This window comes from Paenibacillus paridis (assembly GCF_006345825.1).
Lineage (GTDB): Bacteria > Bacillota > Bacilli > Paenibacillales > Paenibacillaceae > Pristimantibacillus > Pristimantibacillus paridis.
The window spans coordinates 1191916-1212554 of sequence record NZ_VCIX01000092.1 but is presented as its reverse complement, the minus strand read 5'-3'; the positions used below and the strand labels follow the sequence as shown (position 1 = coordinate 1212554).

The 20639-nt window shown below is 51.3% G+C and carries 21 protein-coding genes; 5 read left to right on the top strand and 16 right to left on the bottom strand.

Features of this window, described 5'->3' with window-relative positions; translation table 11 throughout:
• Positions 1-52 precede the first annotated feature (52 nt).
• The 4 genes from FJQ58_RS27180 to cysK all read right to left on the bottom strand — a co-directional run bounded on the left by FJQ58_RS27180 (position 53) and on the right by cysK (position 5120).
• A complete protein-coding gene (locus tag FJQ58_RS27180) occupies positions 53-1144 on the bottom strand; it encodes a GerAB/ArcD/ProY family transporter (RefSeq protein ID WP_139998219.1) in 1092 nt (363 codons plus the stop codon).
• Between the two features lie 19 nt (positions 1145-1163).
• Positions 1164-2432: a Ger(x)C family spore germination protein gene (locus FJQ58_RS27175; RefSeq protein ID WP_139998217.1), complete on the bottom strand. Its 1269-nt coding sequence runs from the start codon at positions 2430-2432 to the stop codon at positions 1164-1166.
• Positions 2389-3936, bottom strand: a complete 1548-nt coding sequence (locus FJQ58_RS27170) for a spore germination protein (protein WP_139998215.1) — start codon at positions 3934-3936, stop codon at positions 2389-2391. Before FJQ58_RS27170 ends, FJQ58_RS27175 begins: the two co-directional genes overlap by 44 nt.
• Before the next feature lie 248 nt (positions 3937-4184).
• Positions 4185-5120, bottom strand: a complete 936-nt coding sequence (cysK, locus tag FJQ58_RS27165) for a cysteine synthase A (RefSeq protein ID WP_139998213.1) — start codon at positions 5118-5120, stop codon at positions 4185-4187.
• A gap of 256 nt (positions 5121-5376) precedes the next feature.
• Between cysK and FJQ58_RS27160 the strand changes: the two genes are divergently transcribed.
• From FJQ58_RS27160 to FJQ58_RS27150, 3 genes are read left to right on the top strand one after another with little or no spacing between them, the layout of a single operon-like run.
• On the top strand, positions 5377-5586 hold the full coding sequence (locus FJQ58_RS27160) for a hypothetical protein (RefSeq protein WP_139998211.1): 210 nt from the start codon (positions 5377-5379) through the stop codon (positions 5584-5586).
• Complete coding sequence (locus FJQ58_RS27155; protein ID WP_139998209.1) at positions 5576-6841, top strand: DNA polymerase IV; 1266 nt, start codon at positions 5576-5578, stop codon at positions 6839-6841. The genes FJQ58_RS27160 and FJQ58_RS27155 overlap by 11 nt, the downstream gene beginning before the upstream one ends.
• Positions 6838-7167: a YolD-like family protein gene (locus FJQ58_RS27150; protein WP_139998207.1), complete on the top strand. Its 330-nt coding sequence runs from the start codon at positions 6838-6840 to the stop codon at positions 7165-7167. The genes FJQ58_RS27155 and FJQ58_RS27150 overlap by 4 nt, the downstream gene beginning before the upstream one ends.
• A gap of 295 nt (positions 7168-7462) precedes the next feature.
• Here FJQ58_RS27150 and FJQ58_RS27145 read toward each other — a convergent pair whose 3' ends face one another.
• Positions 7463-8755, bottom strand: coding sequence for a DUF2515 domain-containing protein (locus FJQ58_RS27145; protein WP_139998205.1), 1293 nt, complete (start codon positions 8753-8755; stop codon positions 7463-7465).
• 177 nt (positions 8756-8932) lie between these two features.
• Here FJQ58_RS27145 and FJQ58_RS27140 point away from each other — a divergent pair, with 177 nt between their 5' ends.
• Entirely contained in the window at positions 8933-9628 is a 696-nt protein-coding gene (locus FJQ58_RS27140) for an SOS response-associated peptidase (protein ID WP_139998203.1), read from the top strand.
• A gap of 49 nt (positions 9629-9677) precedes the next feature.
• Here FJQ58_RS27140 and FJQ58_RS27135 read toward each other — a convergent pair whose 3' ends face one another.
• The 5 genes from FJQ58_RS27135 to FJQ58_RS27115 form a co-directional block, all read right to left on the bottom strand.
• Positions 9678-9965 carry a stage VI sporulation protein F gene (locus FJQ58_RS27135; protein ID WP_139998201.1) on the bottom strand — a complete coding sequence of 96 codons (288 nt, stop codon included), beginning with the start codon at positions 9963-9965 and terminating at the stop codon, positions 9678-9680.
• A gap of 70 nt (positions 9966-10035) precedes the next feature.
• Complete coding sequence (gene recG / locus FJQ58_RS27130) at positions 10036-12087, bottom strand: ATP-dependent DNA helicase RecG (RefSeq protein ID WP_140000133.1); 2052 nt, start codon at positions 12085-12087, stop codon at positions 10036-10038.
• A 7-nt stretch (positions 12088-12094) separates the two neighbouring features.
• Positions 12095-12949 (bottom strand): DegV family protein, encoded by an 855-nt coding sequence (locus tag FJQ58_RS27125; protein WP_139998199.1) that lies wholly within the window; start codon positions 12947-12949, stop codon positions 12095-12097.
• 35 nt (positions 12950-12984) lie between these two features.
• Positions 12985-14712: a DAK2 domain-containing protein gene (locus tag FJQ58_RS27120; RefSeq protein WP_140000131.1), complete on the bottom strand. Its 1728-nt coding sequence runs from the start codon at positions 14710-14712 to the stop codon at positions 12985-12987.
• 56 nt (positions 14713-14768) lie between these two features.
• Complete coding sequence (locus FJQ58_RS27115) at positions 14769-15128, bottom strand: Asp23/Gls24 family envelope stress response protein (protein WP_139998197.1); 360 nt, start codon at positions 15126-15128, stop codon at positions 14769-14771.
• Positions 15129-15419: 291 nt separating this feature from the next.
• On the opposite strand from FJQ58_RS27115, the gene rpmB reads away from it, so the two are divergent.
• Complete coding sequence (gene rpmB / locus FJQ58_RS27110) at positions 15420-15608, top strand: 50S ribosomal protein L28 (protein WP_114378912.1); 189 nt, start codon at positions 15420-15422, stop codon at positions 15606-15608.
• A 98-nt stretch (positions 15609-15706) separates the two neighbouring features.
• Here the strand turns inward: rpmB and spoVM are convergent, their stop codons facing one another.
• From spoVM to FJQ58_RS27080, 6 genes are all read right to left on the bottom strand, one after another.
• Positions 15707-15787: a stage V sporulation protein SpoVM gene (gene spoVM, locus FJQ58_RS27105; protein WP_010345573.1), complete on the bottom strand. Its 81-nt coding sequence runs from the start codon at positions 15785-15787 to the stop codon at positions 15707-15709.
• Between the two features lie 121 nt (positions 15788-15908).
• Positions 15909-16172, bottom strand: a complete 264-nt coding sequence (locus FJQ58_RS27100) for a hypothetical protein (RefSeq protein ID WP_202915337.1) — start codon at positions 16170-16172, stop codon at positions 15909-15911.
• Between the two features lie 23 nt (positions 16173-16195).
• Positions 16196-16840 (bottom strand): ribulose-phosphate 3-epimerase, encoded by a 645-nt coding sequence (gene rpe, locus FJQ58_RS27095; protein WP_139998195.1) that lies wholly within the window; start codon positions 16838-16840, stop codon positions 16196-16198.
• A 5-nt stretch (positions 16841-16845) separates the two neighbouring features.
• Positions 16846-17817: a ribosome small subunit-dependent GTPase A gene (gene rsgA, locus FJQ58_RS27090; protein ID WP_139998194.1), complete on the bottom strand. Its 972-nt coding sequence runs from the start codon at positions 17815-17817 to the stop codon at positions 16846-16848.
• Complete coding sequence (pknB, locus tag FJQ58_RS27085) at positions 17771-19870, bottom strand: Stk1 family PASTA domain-containing Ser/Thr kinase (RefSeq protein WP_139998192.1); 2100 nt, start codon at positions 19868-19870, stop codon at positions 17771-17773. Before pknB ends, rsgA begins: the two co-directional genes overlap by 47 nt.
• Positions 19871-19875: 5 nt before the next feature.
• On the bottom strand, positions 19876-20637 hold the full coding sequence (locus FJQ58_RS27080; RefSeq protein WP_139998190.1) for a Stp1/IreP family PP2C-type Ser/Thr phosphatase: 762 nt from the start codon (positions 20635-20637) through the stop codon (positions 19876-19878).
• Positions 20638-20639: the final 2 nt, after the last annotated feature.

Below are 20639 nucleotides of genomic sequence, written 5' to 3'. Positions count from 1 at the left end.
CTGTATCATAAAATATGTAGACACAGCCGCTTCGGTGAGTATGGCCCAGCAGCTAGCCGGCCATGTTTTTGGTTTTATATTTTTTCCGCACCCCGACGATTAGCATCAAGAACGGCAGCACGACTTGAAATAACGGAACGATTTTGAGCGTAATATCAAGCCCGATCCAAAGGTGGTACGTATTGTTCGTTTCCAGAAACGAAGACGCATAGATGACGAGACCGATGGGCAGCACGCAGTATCGGTAGGCCATACCGGTGACAGCGGTGAAGGTAAACACTGCCGCCATGTATAGCGCCGTCATTTTGACATAAAGTCCAATCAACAGCAGCAGCGTCACAATAACATCCAATCGCTCCAAAATATTGGCCAGCCTGATCAACTGCACCACCTCAAGCAGCGGCAACGCAGTAAGGGCAGAAATCTCCGGACCCAGCACGCTCAGCGTAATGGCGTTCATCAGAATGAGAAACAGGGATACGCTTATATAAGCCCAATAAGAAATTTTTCCGATCATTTTTTTCTCGCTGACATGCTTCCAGAAAACGAAAAAAATAACCAATTGTCCAAACGGAAAGGATAGCAAATCTGGAAAAGCCGACTTTAAGACAGGCATCATGCCATTCTCCAGAAGGGGAAGCAAATGCCTAATTTTCGGAAGCCTGCTGATAAACAACAGAATTAGGAGAAAAGCATAGCTAAATGCCGCAATAGGAAACAGCAGCTGCACGACACGCACAAACACCTCCAGCCCCTTGCTCACCGTGTAAGCGGCAGCGCTGAGAATAAGCAGCATGACGATCCACTTCGGAGTAAAGGAGAGCAGCGTCATGACGGTAAGCTCACCGACATCCCGTACGTTGCGCATCGATTCATAAGCGAACCACAAAACGTAAATAATGCCAACAAATCCGCCAATCCAGCGGCCAAAATGGATCTTGTAAAGCTCCGCAAGCTCAGATTCGGGCGCTCTCTTCTGAATTTGGACATAAAGCGCCGTAAGCAGCAGACCGGCGACCGCGGCAAGCGTCATCGCGATCCATGCATCCTGCTTCGCTTTAATGCCAAGCTCGAACAGCGGAGTGCTGCCGATCATAAAAACGACGATCAAAATCCAAAGCTGGTTTTTCCCGATTTGCTGCATACGGTCTCCTTTCTGCTTATTAGCTGTCTTTCTCCTGCTCTTGTTTGAAGCCGCTACCGCTCATGCCCGTAGAATTCAGTTTGACCTTCACCTTTACTTTTACCTCTGTGCCTGCAAATAGCTCTTCCCAATTATCGCTGGCCTTTGACCATTGCTTTGGATATTTCTGACGGATGACGCTGCCAAAGCCGATGACGTCCGCACCGTTTTTGCGCAAAGCCTTCCATCCATTCTCCATAATCGCTGTAATCTCGCCTTCAATAAGCCGCTCAATCTTTGCCACCTGCTTCGGCTTGGAAAGATCGCCCTCGCAATTGTATTCCATTAACATACCGTCCGCTCCCGCTTCCACATGCATGATCCAATTGCCGTTCGAGAGCTCCGGGCGCAGCCTGGTCTTGGCATGCGTAATTCGTACCGACGAATTTTTCTGGCCGCTTCTGTTCTCCTCGCAAGCAAACGGGACCGTTGTTTTCTTCACATGATCGGCCAGCCACATCGCCCCTTGGCTTTCTTCGTTATTAAGCCAGCCGACCAGCTTGTCTCCTTGAATCAGCCCGAGGTCATACAGCCTGACCTTGGAAGGCGTGCTTGTCCGAGTCAATTGTCCCGCCCGCTCCACGCTCTCGTTCGTTCCCGATACGATCAGGCCCGGAATACCCGTGGCATGCGTTGTCCCTAGCAAGTCCATCAGCACCTGATGAATCGTCATTTGGCGAAAGGTAGAGCTATTCATCTCTTCATTCGTAATCATGCGCTGAATCGCCGCGCCGGGTATCTTCTCAAGCGGAATCAACTGCTCCAGCATTTTGCGGGCGCTCCCCTTCGACAAATACACGCTGACCGTCTCGCGCGAATCATGATTGCGCAAATAAGTATCCAGGAGTGAGCTGATTCCTTTCCGTGCCGCTTCCTGTCCAATAATCACGATTTGTGTATGAGAGAAATAAAGGCGGCGGGAGGTCTCTTGGCTGGCCTTGCTGACCGCGCTTCGAAAGCTCGAGCCTTTCGTCGAAAAAACGTTGACCGCTGCCGAGCTGCTGGTAGCGCTTTGGCTCGATATGGCCTGCGGTATAACGACCTGATACGACAATACCCAGCTCCCTTCCTTCCAATCGATACCGGTTGCCGAAATGACAGCAATATCGTTTAGCTCTACACGGTTCCAGCAGCCGGCAGTCAGTAGACAGGCGAGCAGCGGCAGCAGCAGCCTCCATTTCTTCATAGCCATTCCTTCCTTTCCGTCACGGTTTGCTGGAATGACGCTGCGCGGGCGGACGTTTCCCATTTGCCTGCCGCTTCGGATTGCGTAAGTTCATATCCATTGGCCGAAGCACGATCGCCCACCACGGCAGCCGGATGAACGCGTCTCTCCAAAAACTTTGCTTTGCCGGTCCCGGAGCTATAGGAGACATGTAAGGCACCCCAAAGGAACGCAGCGATACCAGATGGATCAGCATAAACAGCACAGAGATGAATATCCCGAAAAAACCGAAAATCCCAGCCATGATCATAAAGAGAAACCGGATAATGCGCGAGGTAGCCGCCATATTGAATTCCGGCATAACGAAGTTGGATATTGCCGTAAAAGAGACTACAATAACCATCCCGGCCGATACAATGCCGGCCTGTACCGCCGATTGTCCCAGTACAAGCGCACCTACGATAGAGATGGCCGGTCCGATGGCTCGCGGCATTCGCAGCCCCGCCTCACGCAGCACCTCGAATGTAAGCTCCATCAGCAGCGCTTCAGCAAGGCCCGGGAACGGGATTCCTTCCCGCTGCGCGGCCAGGCTGATTAACAGCGTGGTCGGTAGCATTTCCTGGTGGAAGGTTGTCACTGCGATGTAGACGGCTGGCAAAAGAATGGACACCACATACGCGGCATATCGAATAATGCGGACGAAGGAAGCGATATCGAATCTCTGATAATAATCCTCCGGTGACTGGAAAAAGGTAAAAAAAGTGGTCGGTGCCATCAGCGCGATGGGAGACCCGTCAACCATAACCGCTACCCTTCCCTCAAGCAGCGCGGCGGCTACCGTATCCGGTCGTTCCGTATTAAGCAGCGTGGGAAATAAGGTAAACGTCTCGTCTTGAATGAATTCCTCCACGTAGCCGCTCTCAAGCACGCCGTCGAGATCGATGGCAGCCAGCCTTCGATAAACCTCCTTGACGATTCCCTCGTCTACGATTCCGTTTAAGTACAAAACGGCTACGTTGGTATGCGTTTGCTGGCCCAGCTTATGCACCTGCACATGAAGGTCCGAAGAACGAATAATTCTCCGGACCAAGCTGATGTTCGTACGGAGGTTTTCCACAAACGCATGCTGCGGTCCCCGGATGACGGTCTGCGTCTGGGGAATAGAAACGTTGCGCTGATCGCCTCCATTTACATCCGCCGTCAATGCCGCTGCGCATCCATCAGCCAAAATGACGCATAATCCGTCCGTCATATACTGAAGCGCATGCTCCAAGGTATGGATGTCCTTCACGGAACCGATAGACACGACGCAGCTCCGAAGCGCCTCGAGCAGCTTGCTGCCCTTGACCAAGGCATGCGGAGGCAGCCTCATCGACATTAACGGCTCCATGACGCTTTCATTAATCGTCCCCGTATCCACAATTCCATCTACATAGAGGATCGCGATCTCGCGGTCTGGTGCCGCATCGCTGCGAAACATTCGAACCACAAGATCTGTGCTTCCTCCGAAACGGCTCTGAATCGCCTTAACGTTCGCTTGCAGCGAGGGACTAAGCGGCGTTAGCGCTCCTGCGGGTTGTTTGTTCATAGCGGCACCTTTCGTTTCCATGTTGCTTCTATTTTGGCGCATTATGGGTTTAAATATGTACCGCTTGATGATAAGCGTCTATAGGATGCTTGATTTGCTTATATGAAAATAAAATGCGGCTGCCTCACCTGCCGTTTGGCGGGCAGGCAGTTGAGAAGGTCCGAGATGACGGAACCTTGCGTAATAACAGAAAAAGCGATGCAAAAGCCTTAAATCATGGCTTCTGCATCGCTCTTCTTTGTCCCCCGTTAGGCTTCCGGATAAAGCGCGGACGATAAGTAGCGCTCCCCCGTATCCGGCAGCAGGATCACTATTTTCTTATCTTGATTGCCTGGCCGCTTCGCAATTTGCAGCGCCGCATACACCGCAGCGCCCGAAGAAATGCCGACGAGCAGGCCTTCGCTTCGCGCAAGCTGCCTTGCCGTTTCAAAGGCAGGCTCGCTTTTTACCAGAATGATTTCATCTACCACAGCCGGATGAAAGTTGTCGGGAACAAAGCCTGCGCCGATGCCTTGAATTTTATGCAGCCCCTTTTTGCCGCCGGATAGCACCGGGGAATCCGCAGGCTCTACCGCTATAATTTGAACAGCTGGATTTTTCTCTTTAAGCGCTGCGCCTACGCCAGAAACCGTACCGCCTGTCCCTACGCCTGCAACAAAAAAATCAACCTCGCCGTCCATGTCCCTCCAAATTTCTTCGGCTGTCGTTTTCTTATGAATATCCGGATTCGCTGGATTATTGAATTGCTGGGGCATAAATGCGTTTGGCGTCGCTTCAGTAATCTCCTCTGCCTTCCTGATCGCGCCAGCCATTCCTTCGCTGGCAGGGGTTAGAATAAGCTCCGCTCCGAGTGCCAGCAATAGCTTGCGGCGCTCCACGCTGAAGCTCTCCGGCAGTGTAATGATTAACCGGTACCCTAGTGCCGCTGCGGCGAACGCAAGCCCGACGCCTGTATTTCCGCTTGTAGGCTCAACAATAATCGAGTTTTGGTTAATGAGCCCGCGCTCTTCCGCATCCTTGATCAACGCCACGCCAATCCGATCCTTTACGCTCCCGGCAGGATTGAAATACTCTAGCTTGCCGATGAGTTTCGCTTGAATGTTGTGCTGCCCGCTAAAATTGGCAAGCTCCAGAAGCGGTGTGTTGCCGACTAGCTCCGTTAAGTTCTTCGCGATTTTGGTCAAAGTGACCCCTCCCATACATTTAATTCCAACCTTTTCAGTCGGTTATATTCTTTTACCTTATCAGCTGCACAAACTAAATTCAATAGTGGGATTATCTTTTTTCATTTTCCCACTCCAAGTTCTCTTTTCTAAGCCGCCTGTAGCGCTATTACAGCAGTAAAACCATGTAAAAAATAACCACAATTAACCTCTAGCATAAGAACACATGTTCCGCATATAATAAGAACAAACGTTCTTACCTAGAAGGAGGAGCATCATGGCATTGGAAAAATGGCTTCACATGATCGATTGTGTCGTTGATGTGATTTATATGAGCAAGAAAGGGAAATTCACCAAGCGAAGAATTCGTGTTCTAGCCGTAAAAGACGGCTACATCCGGGCTTTCTGTCTCAACTCCGGCGCGCAGCGCGTCTTTCTCGTGGCTAATCTTTTGGCAGCAGAGCTGGTGAACCCGCATGTCTCTTAACAAAGTCATTATGCTGGCGGACTGCCAGTCATTTTATGCCTCCGTCGAGAAGGCTGACCACCCGGAGTATCGGGATTTGCCCCTCGTCGTTGCAGGCGATCCGGAACGAAGGTCAGGCATCATTCTCGCCGCTTGTCCCCTTGCCAAATCCTTTGGGGTAACCACGGCAGAGCGGCTGGGCGATTCCTTGGCGAAGTGTCCGAATTTAGTCATTATTAAGCCTCGCATGCAGCTGTACATCGATATCTCCATGAGGATTACGAGCATCTATCAATCGTATACAGACCTAGTTGAGCCCTATTCCATCGATGAGCAGTTTCTAGATGTGACGGGCTCCCTTCATTTGTACGGATCACCGGAGGAGCTCGCGCATCACATTCAGACACGGATCCAGGCAGAGCTGGGGATTTACACGCGCTTTGGCATTGCCGAAAATAAAATGCTGGCGAAGATGGCCTGCGACAACTATGCCAAAAAAAATGATTCCGGCATTTATATTTTGCGGAAGGATCGGCTTGAGGAGACGCTTTGGACTTTGCCCGTTGCCAAAATGTTCATGGTCGGCAGCCGCATGACGCGGCATTTCAATGCCATGGGCCTGGAGACGATCGGCAAGGTAGCCGCTACGCCGCTCGAGAAGCTGAAGCTGATGATGCGCCGCAAATTCGGCAAAAACTCCGATATTAACGCCGAGCTTTACTCTCGGATTGCGAACGGCATCGATGATAGTCCCGTTACGCCGGGGACGCATGAGATTGCTCCGAAGGTGATCGGGCATATGATGACGCTGCCCCGGGATTATCAAAGACTGGAGGACATTAAGGTTGTCCTGCTTGAGCTCACCGAGCTCGTATGCCAGCGCTGCCGGGGCAAGGGCTATATGGGGCATGTCGTTTCCGTTGGCTTGATGGGGGCCAATTATGACCAGCCTACCGGCTTTAGCCGCCAAATGAAAATGGACGATCCGAGCAACGTGACCAACACGGTTTACCATGCCGCTATACAGCTGCTGCTTCGCCACTGGGACGGCTATCCGGTAAGAAAGGTCGGCGTCAGCCTGTCGCAATTTTCCGAGGATGGCGAGTATCAGCTGTCCTTGTTTGACACGAAGCGGGAGAAGACGATGGCGCTCGAGAAAGCGACCGACGCCCTGAAGCAAAAGTATGGGGACTCCATCATTTTAAGGGCCGTCTCCGTAACCCCTGCCGGCCAAGCGCAGCACCGCTCGGAGAAGATCGGAGGACACTATAAATGAGGAAGAAGCTTGAAGGCAACGGCATCTGGGAATCGAGCCGCATGATGCTGCCGGAGCATAAGGTTGCTATCAATGAACAGGAGCAGGCTTTGCGGCAGAGGCAGCGGATCGAACTTGACGAGCAGGAATGGGAAAATATAAGCCGCTTTGTAATGGAATCACTGCAGCAGCGGCACCCCATTGCGATCCGCCTGTTCCATCCGCTGGAGGAGCTGAGCGTCATTGGCGTCGTCGATCGGGTCGATCAGCTGAAAGGACGCTTCATGGTTGATGGCGAATGGTTCTCCATTCGCGATATCGAAGGGGCATCCATCGAAGAAGAATGAAACGACTTACGAAAAGGAGCCGTCCCGCGCTTAAGCGGACGGCTCTTTTTCGTATGCCCAACATAAAGATATAAAGAATAAATGGAATTTCTCCCGCTAAAATACCGTTATCAGCTTGGCTATAGATTTTAGTGGTAATTTCTCCCATTAATCAAACCGTTTTTCGTCATATCGGCTGAATCTTTGGAATTAGAGGGACAAATTCCAACTAAATTCCCCGAAAATCGGAAATCTATTAAAATAACGGGACAAATTCCATGTAAAATTAGCCTAATCCCCTGCTTCAGGCAGCCGTTCACTTTCCCCGCTGCACCGCAATAACAGCCAGCTCGATCTTGTTCAGCATCATGCCATATTCATTCGTCATTTCGAAGGATGACGGAAGCGGCAGCTTTTGAAAATAAGGCACGACCTCGGCAGCCGACGTAAACCAATCGCCGGGTTCGGGCACCGGCGGAGGTTGCTCTCCCCAAGCGGCACTAAGCTCAGGACTGTAGATCGGCTCCGCGCCAAGCTTCAGCCGTCCCCCAAGCAAACGCTCCGCGTAGACGCGCTGAGGGGGCTTCTGACGAACGCGGGCAAATAAATGAGGGGCGTAGTCCGCCCTAGACCCCGTGTGCTTAACAGCGGCTGCAAAGCATTTCACTCCATCGTATACGCGTGGGATGCCGAACAGCATCGCGTAGAGCCGTTTGCCAAACTCAATCCGTTCATGCAAATGTTCGAAGCGCTCCAGTATTAGTCCGGAAAGTTTGAGCACGACCGCCTCTTCCCCTCTCCGCTGCCCCTTCCCATAAGGAAAAACAACGCCATTTAGTTGCAGCAGCGACTGCAGCCCAAAAAAGAACGTATGCAGCACTTTATCTCGGAAATAGGGATGCTGCACGACCCGCTGTTCAATATAATTTTGCTCATTCACAATAAGAGCAACCGTTAGCGGAGCCGACTCGCCATCTCGCCAAAACTGCTTCCAGGCCGGGGCCATAAATGCCGATACGCCAAAAGCCGGCAGCAGGTGAAACAAGCTCCTTCCTTCTCTGCGGCTCCATTCGTACAACAGCAGCTGAGGATAGGCATCCTGAAAAATTAACGCATTGGCCTGCTCCAAAAAGCGGAATACGGCCTCGCGCTGCTCCTTGCCGAGCAGCCACGGCAGCCACTCCCCTTGCAAATCAGTCATATTCCAGCCGCCGTTGCGCGATACCATATGAGCCAGCAGCGCCCAGTGCAGCTCAGGCGTGCGAAAATACACGTCACGGTAAGCCTCTGTACGCGTCACATTATTGCGATTGCCAGCCGCTATCTCCGCGCGAATGCGCGCAATCAGCCCCTGCTCTCTTTCCGTCCAGCCAGCGGCACCGCCAGAATCAGGCGCTGCTGTGGACTTGGACCAGGCATGCGTAAGCTTGGCTATCGTAGCAGCAGGCAGCTCAAGCGGAACCGCCTCTGCGATCATTTCATGCGATGCGCTGAGCGATGCCCATTTTCCGACAGCATAATCAAATGCCGCGCCTGGAAGCGCAAGCAGCTCCCGCAGCCAATAGCCGATTGTGCGGCGATTTGTCCGAACTCCATCCGTTTTGCCCATCGTAAGCGCTCCCCATTCAACGTCATTGCCTGTTTAGGAAATGAAGCACAGCTAACAAGCCCATAATAACCAGTATCCGCCACACAGCGGTCCGTCATACTTTGTTTGCAACATATGCGCTGCAGCTGGCCGCGATGTTATACTAAGAACAAACGCAAGGAGAGGAGAGAAAAAGTCATGTGCGGAAGATATACGTTAACGGTAACGTTGGAGGAGCTGTTGGTCAGATATATGATTGGAGAGACTATGGTGCCATTTCACCGTCCGAAATACAACGTTGCGCCCAGCCAGCAGGTCTTATCGATCATTCATGATGGACAAGCCAACCGATTGGGTGAGCTGAAGTGGGGACTTGTGCCGCCTTGGGCAGATGATCCGAAGGTCGGCTTTCAAATGCTGAACGCGCGCTCCGAGACGGCAGCGAGCAAGCCTGCCTTCCAGACGCCGCTGCGGCGCAAACGCTGCCTTATCCCGGCCGATGGCTTCTATGAGTGGAAGACAACGGCAACCGGCAAGCAGCCTATGCGCATCACGCTCAAAAGCCGCGCTTTATTCAGCATGGCTGGACTGTATGAAACATGGCTCTCTCCTGACGGAACCAAAATTAATAGCTGTACGATCCTGACCACTGCCCCTAACGAGCTTATTGCCCCCATCCATGACCGAATGCCCGTCATTCTGCGCCCCGAGGATGAGCAGCTTTGGCTCGATCGCACAGTAACCGATACGGCTATGCTAATGCCATTGCTCGTGCCTTACCAAGCGAGTGAGCTCGATGCCTATCCCGTTTCCGCAGCGGTGGGCAGTGTACGCAACGACGAGCCAGCCCTGATCGAGCCTTTTGATGCGGGTGAGCAGCTCGAGCTCTGGTAGGTGCAGCCGCCGCGATTGCGTCCAAAAAAAAATCGCTGACCAAAAGCGGTCAGCGAAACATCCCCCACAGCTTCAGCAAATGAAACGTGTTGTTGGGATCAATTTTTTGCCCCATCACAAAGGCAACAATCTGATCTTCCTGCGTGTCCGTCAGCTGCTCCTGCAAAATAACGGCGGCTGCCTTCACTAATTTTCTTACCTTTGGCCGGTCCTGCAAATCATACTTCGTCACATTACCGAGAAGCTGCCTGATTCGGTCCTTCATGACAGGATTTTTTAATTTGTATTTCACACGCTCGACAAACTGCGGCTTAATTCCATAATTTTGGTAACTCACTGCCTCGACACCTCCATCCGGCAATCCGATCACATCGTTAAACTATATGCCGCAAGGAGGTAATTATTGCCTAGTCCAGCTGTTCCCCTTGAAAAAATTGATCCTTTTGCAGTACAGAGCGCACTCTGACATACGAATCATTGGACCAGAAATCTTCACGCTCCGTGAGCTCTGCTGCGTCTTCGCGGGCGATTTCCAATACCTCATAATCCGCCACCATGTCCGCTAGACGAAACTCGGGCAGGCCGCTTTGCTTTGTGCCAAAAAAATCGCCCGGGCCACGAATTTCAAGATCGCGGCGCGATACCTCAAAGCCATCGTCCGTATCCGTCATCACCTTCATCCGTTCGCGCCCGGTTTCGGATTTCGGATCGGCCACCAAAATACAATGCGATTGATGCTCTCCCCGCCCGACACGACCGCGCAGCTGATGCAGCTGCGACAAGCCAAAGCGTTCCGCATCCATAATGATCATAAGCGTCGCATTCGGAACATCGACGCCTACCTCAACGACCGTCGTCGCGACGAGCACATGCGTTTCATTCGCACCGAAAGCCCCCATAACGCCTTCTTTTTCTGCTGCGGAGAGCCGCCCATGCAGCAGGCCAACACGTAAATCAGGAAAGGTTTGCTGCGTCTGTACGTAGAGATCTATCGCGTTTTGAACATCAATCTTCTCGGACTCCTCGATTAAAGGGCAAATAATGTAAGCCTGCCGTCCTTTGCTCACTTCTTTGCGGATAAAGCCAAGTACCCGTTCCATCATGCTATGCTTGACCCAATACGTCTTAATGGGCTTCCGGCCATGCGGTCGCTCGCGTATTGTGGAAACGTCCATATCTCCGAACGCGGTAATCGCCATCGTCCGTGGAATCGGCGTTGCTGTCATCGTAAGAACATCGGGGTTCATCCCTTTGCGCCGCAGCACACTTCGCTGATTGACGCCGAACCGGTGCTGCTCGTCCACAACGACTAGGCCCAAGCTTCGAAAAAAGACGTCTTCCTGAATCAGCGCATGCGTGCCGACAACGATATCAATAACACCCATTTGAAGTCCCGCCAGCACGTCTCTCCGCTTGCGTTCGGTCAAGCTTCCGGTAAGCAAGGCTACCTGAATGCCCAAATCCGCAAACATTTTAGTCAACGAGCGCATATGCTGATCAGCCAATATTTCGGTCGGTACCATAATTGCGCCTTGATGCCCCGACTTCACGGCAACATAGAGCGCAATCGCCGATACGACCGTTTTGCCGGAGCCGACATCCCCCTGCAGCAGACGATTCATACAGGAAGGCCTTCGCATATCAACGCAAATTTCATTGACGACCTTCTTCTGCGCATCCGTCAGCTCAAATGGCAGCGTAGCAGCGAATTGGCGTATCGTCTCACTTTCAATACGATGGGCAATGCCATCGTTACGCTTCCTGTTAAGCGCGCGATAGGCTTGCAGCTTTAACTGAAACAGAAATAACTCCTCGTAGACCAGCCTTCTGCGAGCTTCTTGTCCTTCTTTCGTATCATCCGGCAAATGGATACGCTGCACCGCATCGCGTCTTGGCATCAGGTCATGTCCTTGAACAAGCTCCTGCGGCAGCAATTCCTCAATCATCGTTCCGTACTGCGTCAAAGCTTGACGTATCGTCTTCCGCATCCACGTCTGCGTAATACTGCCACCCACAGAGTAGACCGGCTGAAGCGTTCCTGATTTGGCAGCTCCACCGCTGCCTGGGAACTCCGAGTCGGATATCGTCATTTGCAGGCGCTGCTGCTCCCATTTGCCTGTCAGCATAATCTCGCGGCCAATCACAAGCTGGTCTTGCAGAAAGTGTCGGTTGAACCATACGGCCGTCACCAGCCACTGGCCAACCTCCACCTTGCAGGTTAGTCTGGACTTGCTTTTGCCGTAGCGCTGCAAGACTGGGATTCCCCGGACATGACCAAGCACGGTGACCTTTTCGCCTTCTTTGACATCTGTAAGCTCCCGAATACGATAATCCTCATATCGATACGGAAAATAATCCAATAAGTCTGCAATCGTTCTCACGCCAAAGGCGTGAAGCTCCTCTTCCTTAGGAGCACTCACGCCTTTGATTTGCCGAACGGAAATTTGGTCCAGCGTCATCATCCAATCACATCCTGTACATAAACACGGCAGAAGTGCCCGGACCGGTATGCGTGCCAATAACAGCTCCAATGGTCGTCCAGCTCACCGCCTGAACATTGAATTGGCTCTTAAGTAGCTCGTAAAGCTCCCCCGCCGTTTCCTTGTGCAGCGAATAGGCCATCGTCATACCGACCGGCTCATCGCCATACGTTTTTTTGAGAAGCTCGACAATGCGCGCCATTGCCTTCTTCGTGCCTCGAACCTTATCTACAGCAAGCACGACGCCATCAGGATCAAGCGAGAGAATCGGCTTAATATTAAGAATGGAACCGATTAGCGCTGATGCTTTTCCGATGCGGCCGCCCTTCTGCAAGTACTCCAGCGTATCCACGAGAAAATATAATTCCGTACCGTTTGCGAGGCGTTCAATCTCCTCGATAATGCGTTCCTTCGATTCGCCTGCCTGCGCCATTTCGGCCGCCTTCACCACTCGCATGCCGAAGCCGTAGGAAGCCGATTTCGAATCGAGGATCGTAAGATCCGCTTCTTCTTCCAGCATGGACTGAGCGATAAACGCAGACTGATATGTGCCGCTAAGCGCTGCCGATAAGTGAAGCGAAATAATCGGCGCCTCCGCGTCCTCTTCAAGTAAACGCTGATACACATCAGAAAATTCCACTGGGGACGGCTGCGACGTTGTGGGAAGGGCAGAAGCTTGCGCAAGCTTCTCGTAGAACCCCTCTGATTTAATCGTCACCGCATCGAGAAACGTCTCTTCCCCAAACAGCACCTTTAAGGGCACCATGGAAATGCCCAGCCGCTGGCGGATCTCTTCCGGTATATCCGCTGTACTATCTGTTACAATTCTTACCTTTCCCAAAGGCAGATCCCTCCCAGCTATCAAACGATTAGAGCCTACTCCAATGCAAAAACATAAGGATACAGCGGTTGTCCGCCTTTTTGCACTTCCAGTTCGAGCTCTGGATACTGCTCCCCAATCCATTCGCAAAGCGATGCCGTTTCCCCGGTATCTGCTTCCTCGCCTGTAAGAATGGTCAGCAAATCCCCTCCGGTTTCCATCATGCTGGCAATAAGCGATTGACATGCACCTGGCAAATCAGCATTCGACACGACGATCTGTTTCTCCTTAATGCCGATGAAATCGCCCTCACGAATAGCAACGCCTTCAATGGTCGTATCCCGAACGGCTTTGGTTACCTGCCCAGAAACAACCTGTTCGGCCGCATTTTTCATCCATTCGCTGTTTCGTTCCGCTGTTTCATCCTCTTTGAAGGCAAGAACAGCCGCTAAGCCCTGCGGAATTGTTTTCGTTGGAATGATCGTGACCTTTCGCTCGCTAAGCTCTGCCGCCTGCTCAGCCGCCAAAATAATATTTCCGTTATTCGGTAAAATATAAATATGTTCTGCCGATAGCGCCTCTATAGCCTTCACGAAATCCTCCGTGCTCGGATTCATCGTCTGGCCGCCGGACAACACGGTATCCACTTCGTTTTCCAAGAAAATATCGGTGATTCCTTCACCCAACGCAACCGCTATGATGCCAAATGGCGCCCATTCGAATACTTGGCCTGGCGGGACGCCCTGCAGACCTTCGCCAGCGAGCAGCTCTGCTGCAGAATAGTCAGCAATGCCGGAATCCTCCTGCTCATGCTCCAAGATCTCGCGGTGCTGCTCCCGCATGTTAAGAATATGAATATCCGTCAGTTCGCCGTAAGGGAGTGACAAATTCAGTACATCGCCGGGCTTTCTCGAGTGTACGTGTACCTTAATAATATCATCTTCTGTAATAACCAGAATGGAATCGCCATCTTTGCCGAGCGCACGCTTGTAAGCGGATTCATCAAAGAACACCGCCGCGTTCCCTTTCAGCTTGCGATTGATAAAAAATTCCATATCGTATAAGAACTCAATCGTATCGGTCGCCAAGCGCGCTTGAGCCGAAGCCGGCTCCTGCTTCCTGAGCGGAGTTGCCTTTACTGGAACCGCGACCTCTTCCGGTGGAGCGGCTTCAGATTGCATGTCATCGGGCTCCAACTGTCCGTCGAGCTCCAACAGGCTGCGCAAGAAACCTTCGTAAATAAATACGAGGCCTTGTCCGCCGGAATCTACTACGCCTACCTGCTTCAAAACAGGTAGCAGGTCAGGCGTGCGCTGCAATGCCTCATTTGCCTTCGTATGCACCTCTTGCATCAGCTCAATTACATCATTCGTTCTGCGCGCATATTGAACGGCATGCTTCGCAGCTTCTTTGGCTACCGTAAGAATGGTTCCTTCAACTGGCTTCACGACAGCTTTATAAGCGAGGTCGACACCGTATTGCAAAGCAGCTGCCAGCTGCACCGTACCTGCCTCTTCGAGATTGGCTAACGATCTGGAAAACCCTCGGAACAGCTGTGACAAAATAACGCCAGAGTTGCCCCGTGCGCCCATCAGCAGTCCCTTCGACAAGGCTTCCGTCGCTTTCCCAACGCTCGCTGACGGCTTGCTGCGGAGCTCGCGTACACCTGAGGACATCGTTAAATTCATGTTTGTTCCCGTATCGCCATCCGGCACAGGAAACACATTTAATGCATTAACGTGCTCTGCGTTGCGCTGCAAGTAATCCGCGCCGAGCAGTGCCATTGCGGTAAAATCAGATCCGTTTATAAAGCGCTTACTCAACGAAATTTCCCTCCCTGTTACTTAAGTACCCTAACATCTTGCACAATTATATGGACTTCTTCCACTTGTAGACCGATTACGTCATTCAGCACATATTTTACCTTGGATTGAATGTTATGAGCAACTTCCGATATTTTCGTACCATAGCTCACGATGATGTAAAGGTCGATGTGCAGCTTCTCATTTTCTCTTCTAATTTCAACGCCACGAGTCAAATTGTCTCGTCCGAGCAACTCGGCAATCCCGTCCTTCAACTGTTTGCGAGAAGCCATTCCGACCAGTCCATAACAATCCATGGCCGCAGAGCCTGCTATAATGGCTATGCAATGATCAGAGACATGTATGGAACCGAATTCGGTGCTTAGCTGCAGAGGCATGGAAAACACTCCCTTACTGTATATATTATGGACTAAGTATTATTGTACTATAAACAGCCCCGTTATAGAAGTCTGTTCGATAAATCAAGCATTTCTGCGTTCCTTCGAGCTTTCCTTGCGATAATCGACTTGGTTGTCCGTATATTTAGGTTGAATAGAATAGATGTTTATGATACGATATTCAAGTGTGTTTAAATGTTATTTGTCTTACGAATGAAATTTTCCTCACGCATAACGAGCCATACTTATGGAATCACTTTTGCTCACGCAAGATTTAAAGGAGGTGTAGTCATGTCCCGCAAATGTTTTCTTACAGGTAAAGCACCTGGTAAAGGTAACAACGTTTCCCACGCAAACAACAAAACACGTCGTTCTTGGGGCGTAAACGTGCAAAAAGTTCGCATCTTGGTTGACGGTAAACCGAAACGTGTTTATGTCAGCACTCGCGCACTGAAATCCGGTAAAGTTACCCGCGTATAATGATGGCTTTGGCCATAGACAAAAGCACCTGAGAGCTCAGGTGCTTTTCTTTTACGTTTTCCACGATCACGGCCGAAGGGTGTCCTGCAGCATCCGATCTAATTTTTTTGGAAGGTATTCAAAATCGCCTTTACGAATCCGCCCAAAAATTTAGGCAGTTTGATTGTATAAAATTTCATGCCTCATCCCTCCTCAGACACGCTCATCGAATTAATCCGTGACAAACATCCTACGCTCATGTAACCATCCTATGCGTCTTCAGTTCGTCCTATTCCTTCGCAAGCGGCAGAGGAAAGCGCATTACACGCCTGATATGGCGTCCGGATTATCTCGTATATAGATAACAGCGGATACGATAACGGCAATCAGCAAATAAAATACGATCGACACGACAAAAAAAGTAATGCGCATCCCAAGCGTTTCAAATCTGCGAAAAAAACGTATGCCTATGTATAAAGCCAGCAACGAGAAGAGATAACGATAAAATCCCTCAATCAACGAGAACGCTGTTAGCAGCCCGCCTGTAACGAAGCTGTAACCCAGCAGCCATAATGTCGTTTTCAACCGTTCATTTATCACCGGAGCACCTAACGCAATACCGCTATGGCTGCGGCACGATCTTTCTCTGCAAATACGGCATTCCCAGCAACCAGCACGTTTGCCCCCGCTTCGCGAATGACACCCGCTGTAGTCGCATTAACGCCTCCATCTACTTGGACAAACACTTCATCAAGGCCTTGCTCCTCCAGCATCGCCCGAAGCTGGCGCAGCTTGACGAGCGAATAAGGAATGAATTTTTGCCCTCCGTAGCCAGGATTCACCGTCATGATGAGAACTAGATCAAGATCATGCAGGATCGGCTCCAATGTCGCGACCGGTGTAGCCGGATTAATCGCTACGCCTACCGGAAGCCCTTTTTCCTTTATGTAATGCACGGTTCTGTGCAAATGCACGCAGGCCTCGGCATGGATGGTGATTCGGTCTGCCCCAGCCGCAATATAATCGGCAATGGACAGCTCGGGCCGTTCAATCATCAAATGAACGTCGAAAGGCAGCTTGGTCGCCTCCCGTACCGCCGAGATGACCGGCGGGCCAAAGGTTAGATTCGGGACAAAATGCCCGTCCATCACATCAACGTGGATCCAATCCGCCCCTGCCGCTTCAACGGCTTTAATCTCCTCACCCAGTCGCGAGAAATCAGCTGACAAAATGGATGGTGCAATAATCGTCATCGTTGTTAGTACCTCCTTTTTTTATCCTTCATCTCAGCTAGAAAGAGCAAATAATGATCGTGCCTGCTCTTCTCAATCTTACCGGTTTCTACTGCTGCCAGTACAGCGCAGCCCGGTTCATGAACATGGGTACAGCCTCGAAACTTGCAATCCGGAGACAGCTCCCTCATCTCGACAAAGCAATATCCCAAATCCTCTATGCCAAGCTCCTGAAAATCCAACTGGCTAAACCCTGGCGTATCCGCCACTAAGCCACCGCCAATTTCAATCAGCTCAACATGCCTGGTCGTGTGCTTGCCGCGTCCAAGACGATTGCTGATTTGGTTGGTTTCGAGCTCTAGCCCCGGTACAATCGCATTAAGCAAGGAGGACTTTCCTACGCCGGATTGTCCAGCGAAAACAGCCAAATGGCCCTTCAGCCGTTCCTGGAAAGGGGCTATGCCTTCTCCGAGCAGCGAGCTTGTCCCATATACCTCGTAGCCGAGAGGGCGGTATATACGATTAACGGAGGCAGCCGCAGCTTGCGCTTCCTCCGTCTCCAAACCGTCATTCTCCAAATCCTGTTTGCTTAAACAAAGAACGGCGGGAATGCCCGCATGCTCGATATGGACGAGAAACTTGTCCAGCAGCTGCAAATTAAGCGCAGGCTCCGTTACTGAAAATACAAGTATGGCAAGATCGATGTTCGCGACCGGCGGCCTAATAAGCTCTGAGGAGCGAGGCAGCAGCTCCTCAACCGTCCCCTCCCCATTTTCGGTTAAGCTAAACATCACCACATCGCCTACAAGAGGCGTAAGCCCCTTGTTCTTAAACACGCCCCGCGCACGGCACTGGACCGTTATCGAGTCTGATGCCGCATCCTCAGCCCGTACGTAGTAATACCCGCTTAAGGCCTTCACGATGGTACCTTTCAGATGACCTTCCTTGCTGTTATGGCTGCTGCTGTTCTTGTTGCTGCTCTTCTTCAGTTGGCTCATCGCTTTCGGTAACCTCCGCTTGTACTGGCTCTTCTGTCGCCGGCACTTCTTCACCCGGTATGATCAAGGTGGATGAATTCGTACCATTCAATAATTCCTGGTACGTAATCGATTTAGAGTCAATGAATTGATTGTCACGGTAAACCGTTACGGAAGCTTCCGTATCCGGAGCGACTAAGACGGTAACGGGGAAAGTTTGCGTTCCCGAAATTTGCCGTTTAACCCCTTCAATCTTCTCGCCTCGGGCATCGGAATACTCAATTCGTATCTCGCTTGTCTTGCCTGCTTCCGCCGGCGAGATCGTAATGTTGAACTGATGCTCCTTGGCGTCGGCAGGAGGGCCTGAGCTTACGCTTATCGATACCTTAGCCCCTTTGGACACAGGCTCTTTCGCCTTATAAGGGTTCTGGCTGATGACAACATCCTTCGGATGCGCATAGCTAGGCACGTATAAGATGTCATCGTTGTCCAGCGTCAGCTCTTTTTCCTTAATCAATTCCTTCGCTTCCTCCAGCGTCTTGCCGATCAGATTCGGCATTGAAACCGTCTCGCGACCTTTGCTGATGGTGAACTGGAATTCAACCGATTCTGGATTATACTGCTCTCCTGGCTTTGGTGACTGCTGTAAAATTGTATTCTCCGGCTCCTCGCTAAATTCGGCTTCGGTGACGATCTGCTCCGGCGTAACGCCGATGGCGCCAAGCTCGTCAATCGCCGTCTGAAGCGACTTGCCCACGTAATTGCCCAGTTCCTCAAGCTCCGGTCCATCACTGACGGTAATCTGGATAAAGGAACCTTCCTTCACTCTCATATTCTTCTTGGTCTGGCTTAGCACCTGATTCACCGGGATTTCCTTGCTATGCTCGTGAAGAACCGGCTCTTCCACTTTAAGACCCGCATCCACGATCATCTGCCGGGCTTCTGCCTCCGTCTTGCCAACCACGAATGGCACATCTACCTCTGCTACATCCAGTACGCTAAGAAGCCAAATAAAGCCCCCTACGATCAATGCAAGAATAATGAGCGTCACGCCAACGACGGTCAACGGTTTTTTCCAACCCTTTGCTTGTGGCGCCGCGCCCTTATCGCTCGGCTTCTCGTCCGTGCTAGCTTTAGCCGCCGGCTCCCGGTCTTTAGGCATTGCGGGCGGAAAATCGCCGCGAATAGCCGGCATGACCCGGGTTTCCTCCATGTCGTTCACATGGCTGAACGTGATTTTCGGTTCCTTTAGGCGCTCCGGACGCAAGCAAGTATCCAGATCAACCAGCATGTCATGCGCAGAGTGGTAACGCTCATTAGGATTTTTGCGCATCGCTTTAAGGATAACGTTCTCGACGCTTTGCGGAATATGCGGATTAACCACACGCGGTTCTTCGAAATTTTCCTGCAGATGCTTCAGCGCTACGCTGATCGGGCTTTCGCCAAGAAACGGCAGCTGCGCCGTCAGCATCTGGTAGAGCACGATGCCAAGGGAATATAAATCCGATTTTTCGCCTGTGTTGATCCCCTTCGCATGCTCGGGAGAAAAATAATGAACCGAACCGATAACGGAGCCGGTCTGGGTAATCGTAGACGAAGTGACCGCCCGCGCGATCCCAAAGTCCGTCACTTTCACCCGCCCGTTTTTGCCGATTAATATGTTATGAGGCTTAATATCGCGATGAATAATATGATTTTGATGGGCGTGATCGAGCGCGTCTGCAATTTGCATGGCAATGCGCACCGCTTCATCTGTCTGCAGCGGCGCACGCTCTTGTATTATTTCATTTAAGTTATGGCCCTCAATATACTCCATAACGATATAGTGCGTGTCCTCTTCTTGTCCAACATCATAAATACTAACGACATTTGGATGAGATAGCGCAGCCGCCGACTGTGCTTCACGGCGGAAACGGCGTATGAACTCCTCGTCATGCACGAATTGCTGCCGCAATACTTTTACTGCTACGTTTCTGTTTAGCAGCACGTCATGCGCCTTGTACACAAGCGCCATACCGCCGCCGCCGATTCGCGTCAAAATTTCATAGCGTCCGCCTAGGTCTTGTCCAATCATCCTTGTCACCCCTCTCGATTCGTGCCGGCTGCTTCTTGCAGAAGAACGACCGTAATATTGTCGTCCCCACCAGCATGCAGCGCAAGCTGAATGAGATGATCAGCTTTAGCATCCAGCTCAAGCTTCTCAGTCATGACCGTTTGAAGGATTTGCTGGTCGCTCACCATATTGGAGAGACCGTCGCTGCACAGCAAAAGCACATCCTGAGGAGACCATTCTATCGCTTGGACTTCAATTTCAACATTTGAATCCGTACCGACAGCTCGGGTCAGTACATTGCGGCGCGGATGATGAGCGGCCTCCTCCTCGCTGAGCTGTCCGGATTTCACTAGTTCATTGACAAGCGTATGATCGAATGTAATTTGCTTGATAACGCCTTCGGTAATTTTGTAAGCCCTGCTGTCGCCAACATGTCCTATAATGGCATTGTCCTTCTTGACTAATGCAGCTACGATCGTCGTTCCCATATTATGATAGTTCTCGTTGCGCGAAGCCAGCTCAAATACAGCTTCATTCGCCTGCGTGATTGCCTGTCTGATTAGCATCTTGCCCTCTTGAACGGACAGATCGGCTTTAGCGGCGCTCTGCTCCAGCATGCTGCGGAAGGCATCAACAGCCTTCTGGCTAGCGACGTCTCCAGCCTGATGCCCGCCCATGCCATCGGCTACGATGGCAAGCGTTATCCCATTATTTAATTGACTTACCCAAGATTGGTCTTCATTAACATGACGAACCCGTCCGATATCACTTCGGTTTGCCGTTAACAATC

Excerpts from the sequence above, each read along its gene's own strand:
- FJQ58_RS27150 (WP_139998207.1), top strand. The coding sequence starts at position 6,838 with ATGAGGAAGAAGCTTGAAGGCAACGGCATCTGGGAATCGAGCCGCATG.
- spoVM (WP_010345573.1), bottom strand. The coding sequence starts at position 15,787 with ATGAAATTTTATACAATCAAACTGCCTAAATTTTTGGGCGGATTCGTA.
- FJQ58_RS27170 (WP_139998215.1), bottom strand. The coding sequence starts at position 3,936 with ATGAACAAACAACCCGCAGGAGCGCTAACGCCGCTTAGTCCCTCGCTG.
- recG (WP_140000133.1), bottom strand. The coding sequence starts at position 12,087 with ATGACGCTGGACCAAATTTCCGTTCGGCAAATCAAAGGCGTGAGTGCT.
- FJQ58_RS27145 (WP_139998205.1), bottom strand. The coding sequence starts at position 8,755 with ATGGGCAAAACGGATGGAGTTCGGACAAATCGCCGCACAATCGGCTAT.
- FJQ58_RS27175 (WP_139998217.1), bottom strand. The coding sequence starts at position 2,432 with ATGGGAAACGTCCGCCCGCGCAGCGTCATTCCAGCAAACCGTGACGGA.
- FJQ58_RS27115 (WP_139998197.1), bottom strand. The coding sequence starts at position 15,128 with ATGCCTCTGCAGCTAAGCACCGAATTCGGTTCCATACATGTCTCTGAT.
- FJQ58_RS27155 (WP_139998209.1), top strand. The coding sequence starts at position 5,576 with ATGTCTCTTAACAAAGTCATTATGCTGGCGGACTGCCAGTCATTTTAT.
- rpe (WP_139998195.1), bottom strand. The coding sequence starts at position 16,840 with ATGACGATTATTGCACCATCCATTTTGTCAGCTGATTTCTCGCGACTG.
- pknB (WP_139998192.1), bottom strand. The coding sequence starts at position 19,870 with ATGATTGGACAAGACCTAGGCGGACGCTATGAAATTTTGACGCGAATC.
- FJQ58_RS27120 (WP_140000131.1), bottom strand. The coding sequence starts at position 14,712 with ATGGCACTGCTCGGCGCGGATTACTTGCAGCGCAACGCAGAGCACGTT.
- rsgA (WP_139998194.1), bottom strand. The coding sequence starts at position 17,817 with ATGAGCCAACTGAAGAAGAGCAGCAACAAGAACAGCAGCAGCCATAAC.
- FJQ58_RS27180 (WP_139998219.1), bottom strand. The coding sequence starts at position 1,144 with ATGCAGCAAATCGGGAAAAACCAGCTTTGGATTTTGATCGTCGTTTTT.
- FJQ58_RS27160 (WP_139998211.1), top strand. The coding sequence starts at position 5,377 with ATGGCATTGGAAAAATGGCTTCACATGATCGATTGTGTCGTTGATGTG.
- rpmB (WP_114378912.1), top strand. The coding sequence starts at position 15,420 with ATGTCCCGCAAATGTTTTCTTACAGGTAAAGCACCTGGTAAAGGTAAC.
- FJQ58_RS27140 (WP_139998203.1), top strand. The coding sequence starts at position 8,933 with ATGTGCGGAAGATATACGTTAACGGTAACGTTGGAGGAGCTGTTGGTC.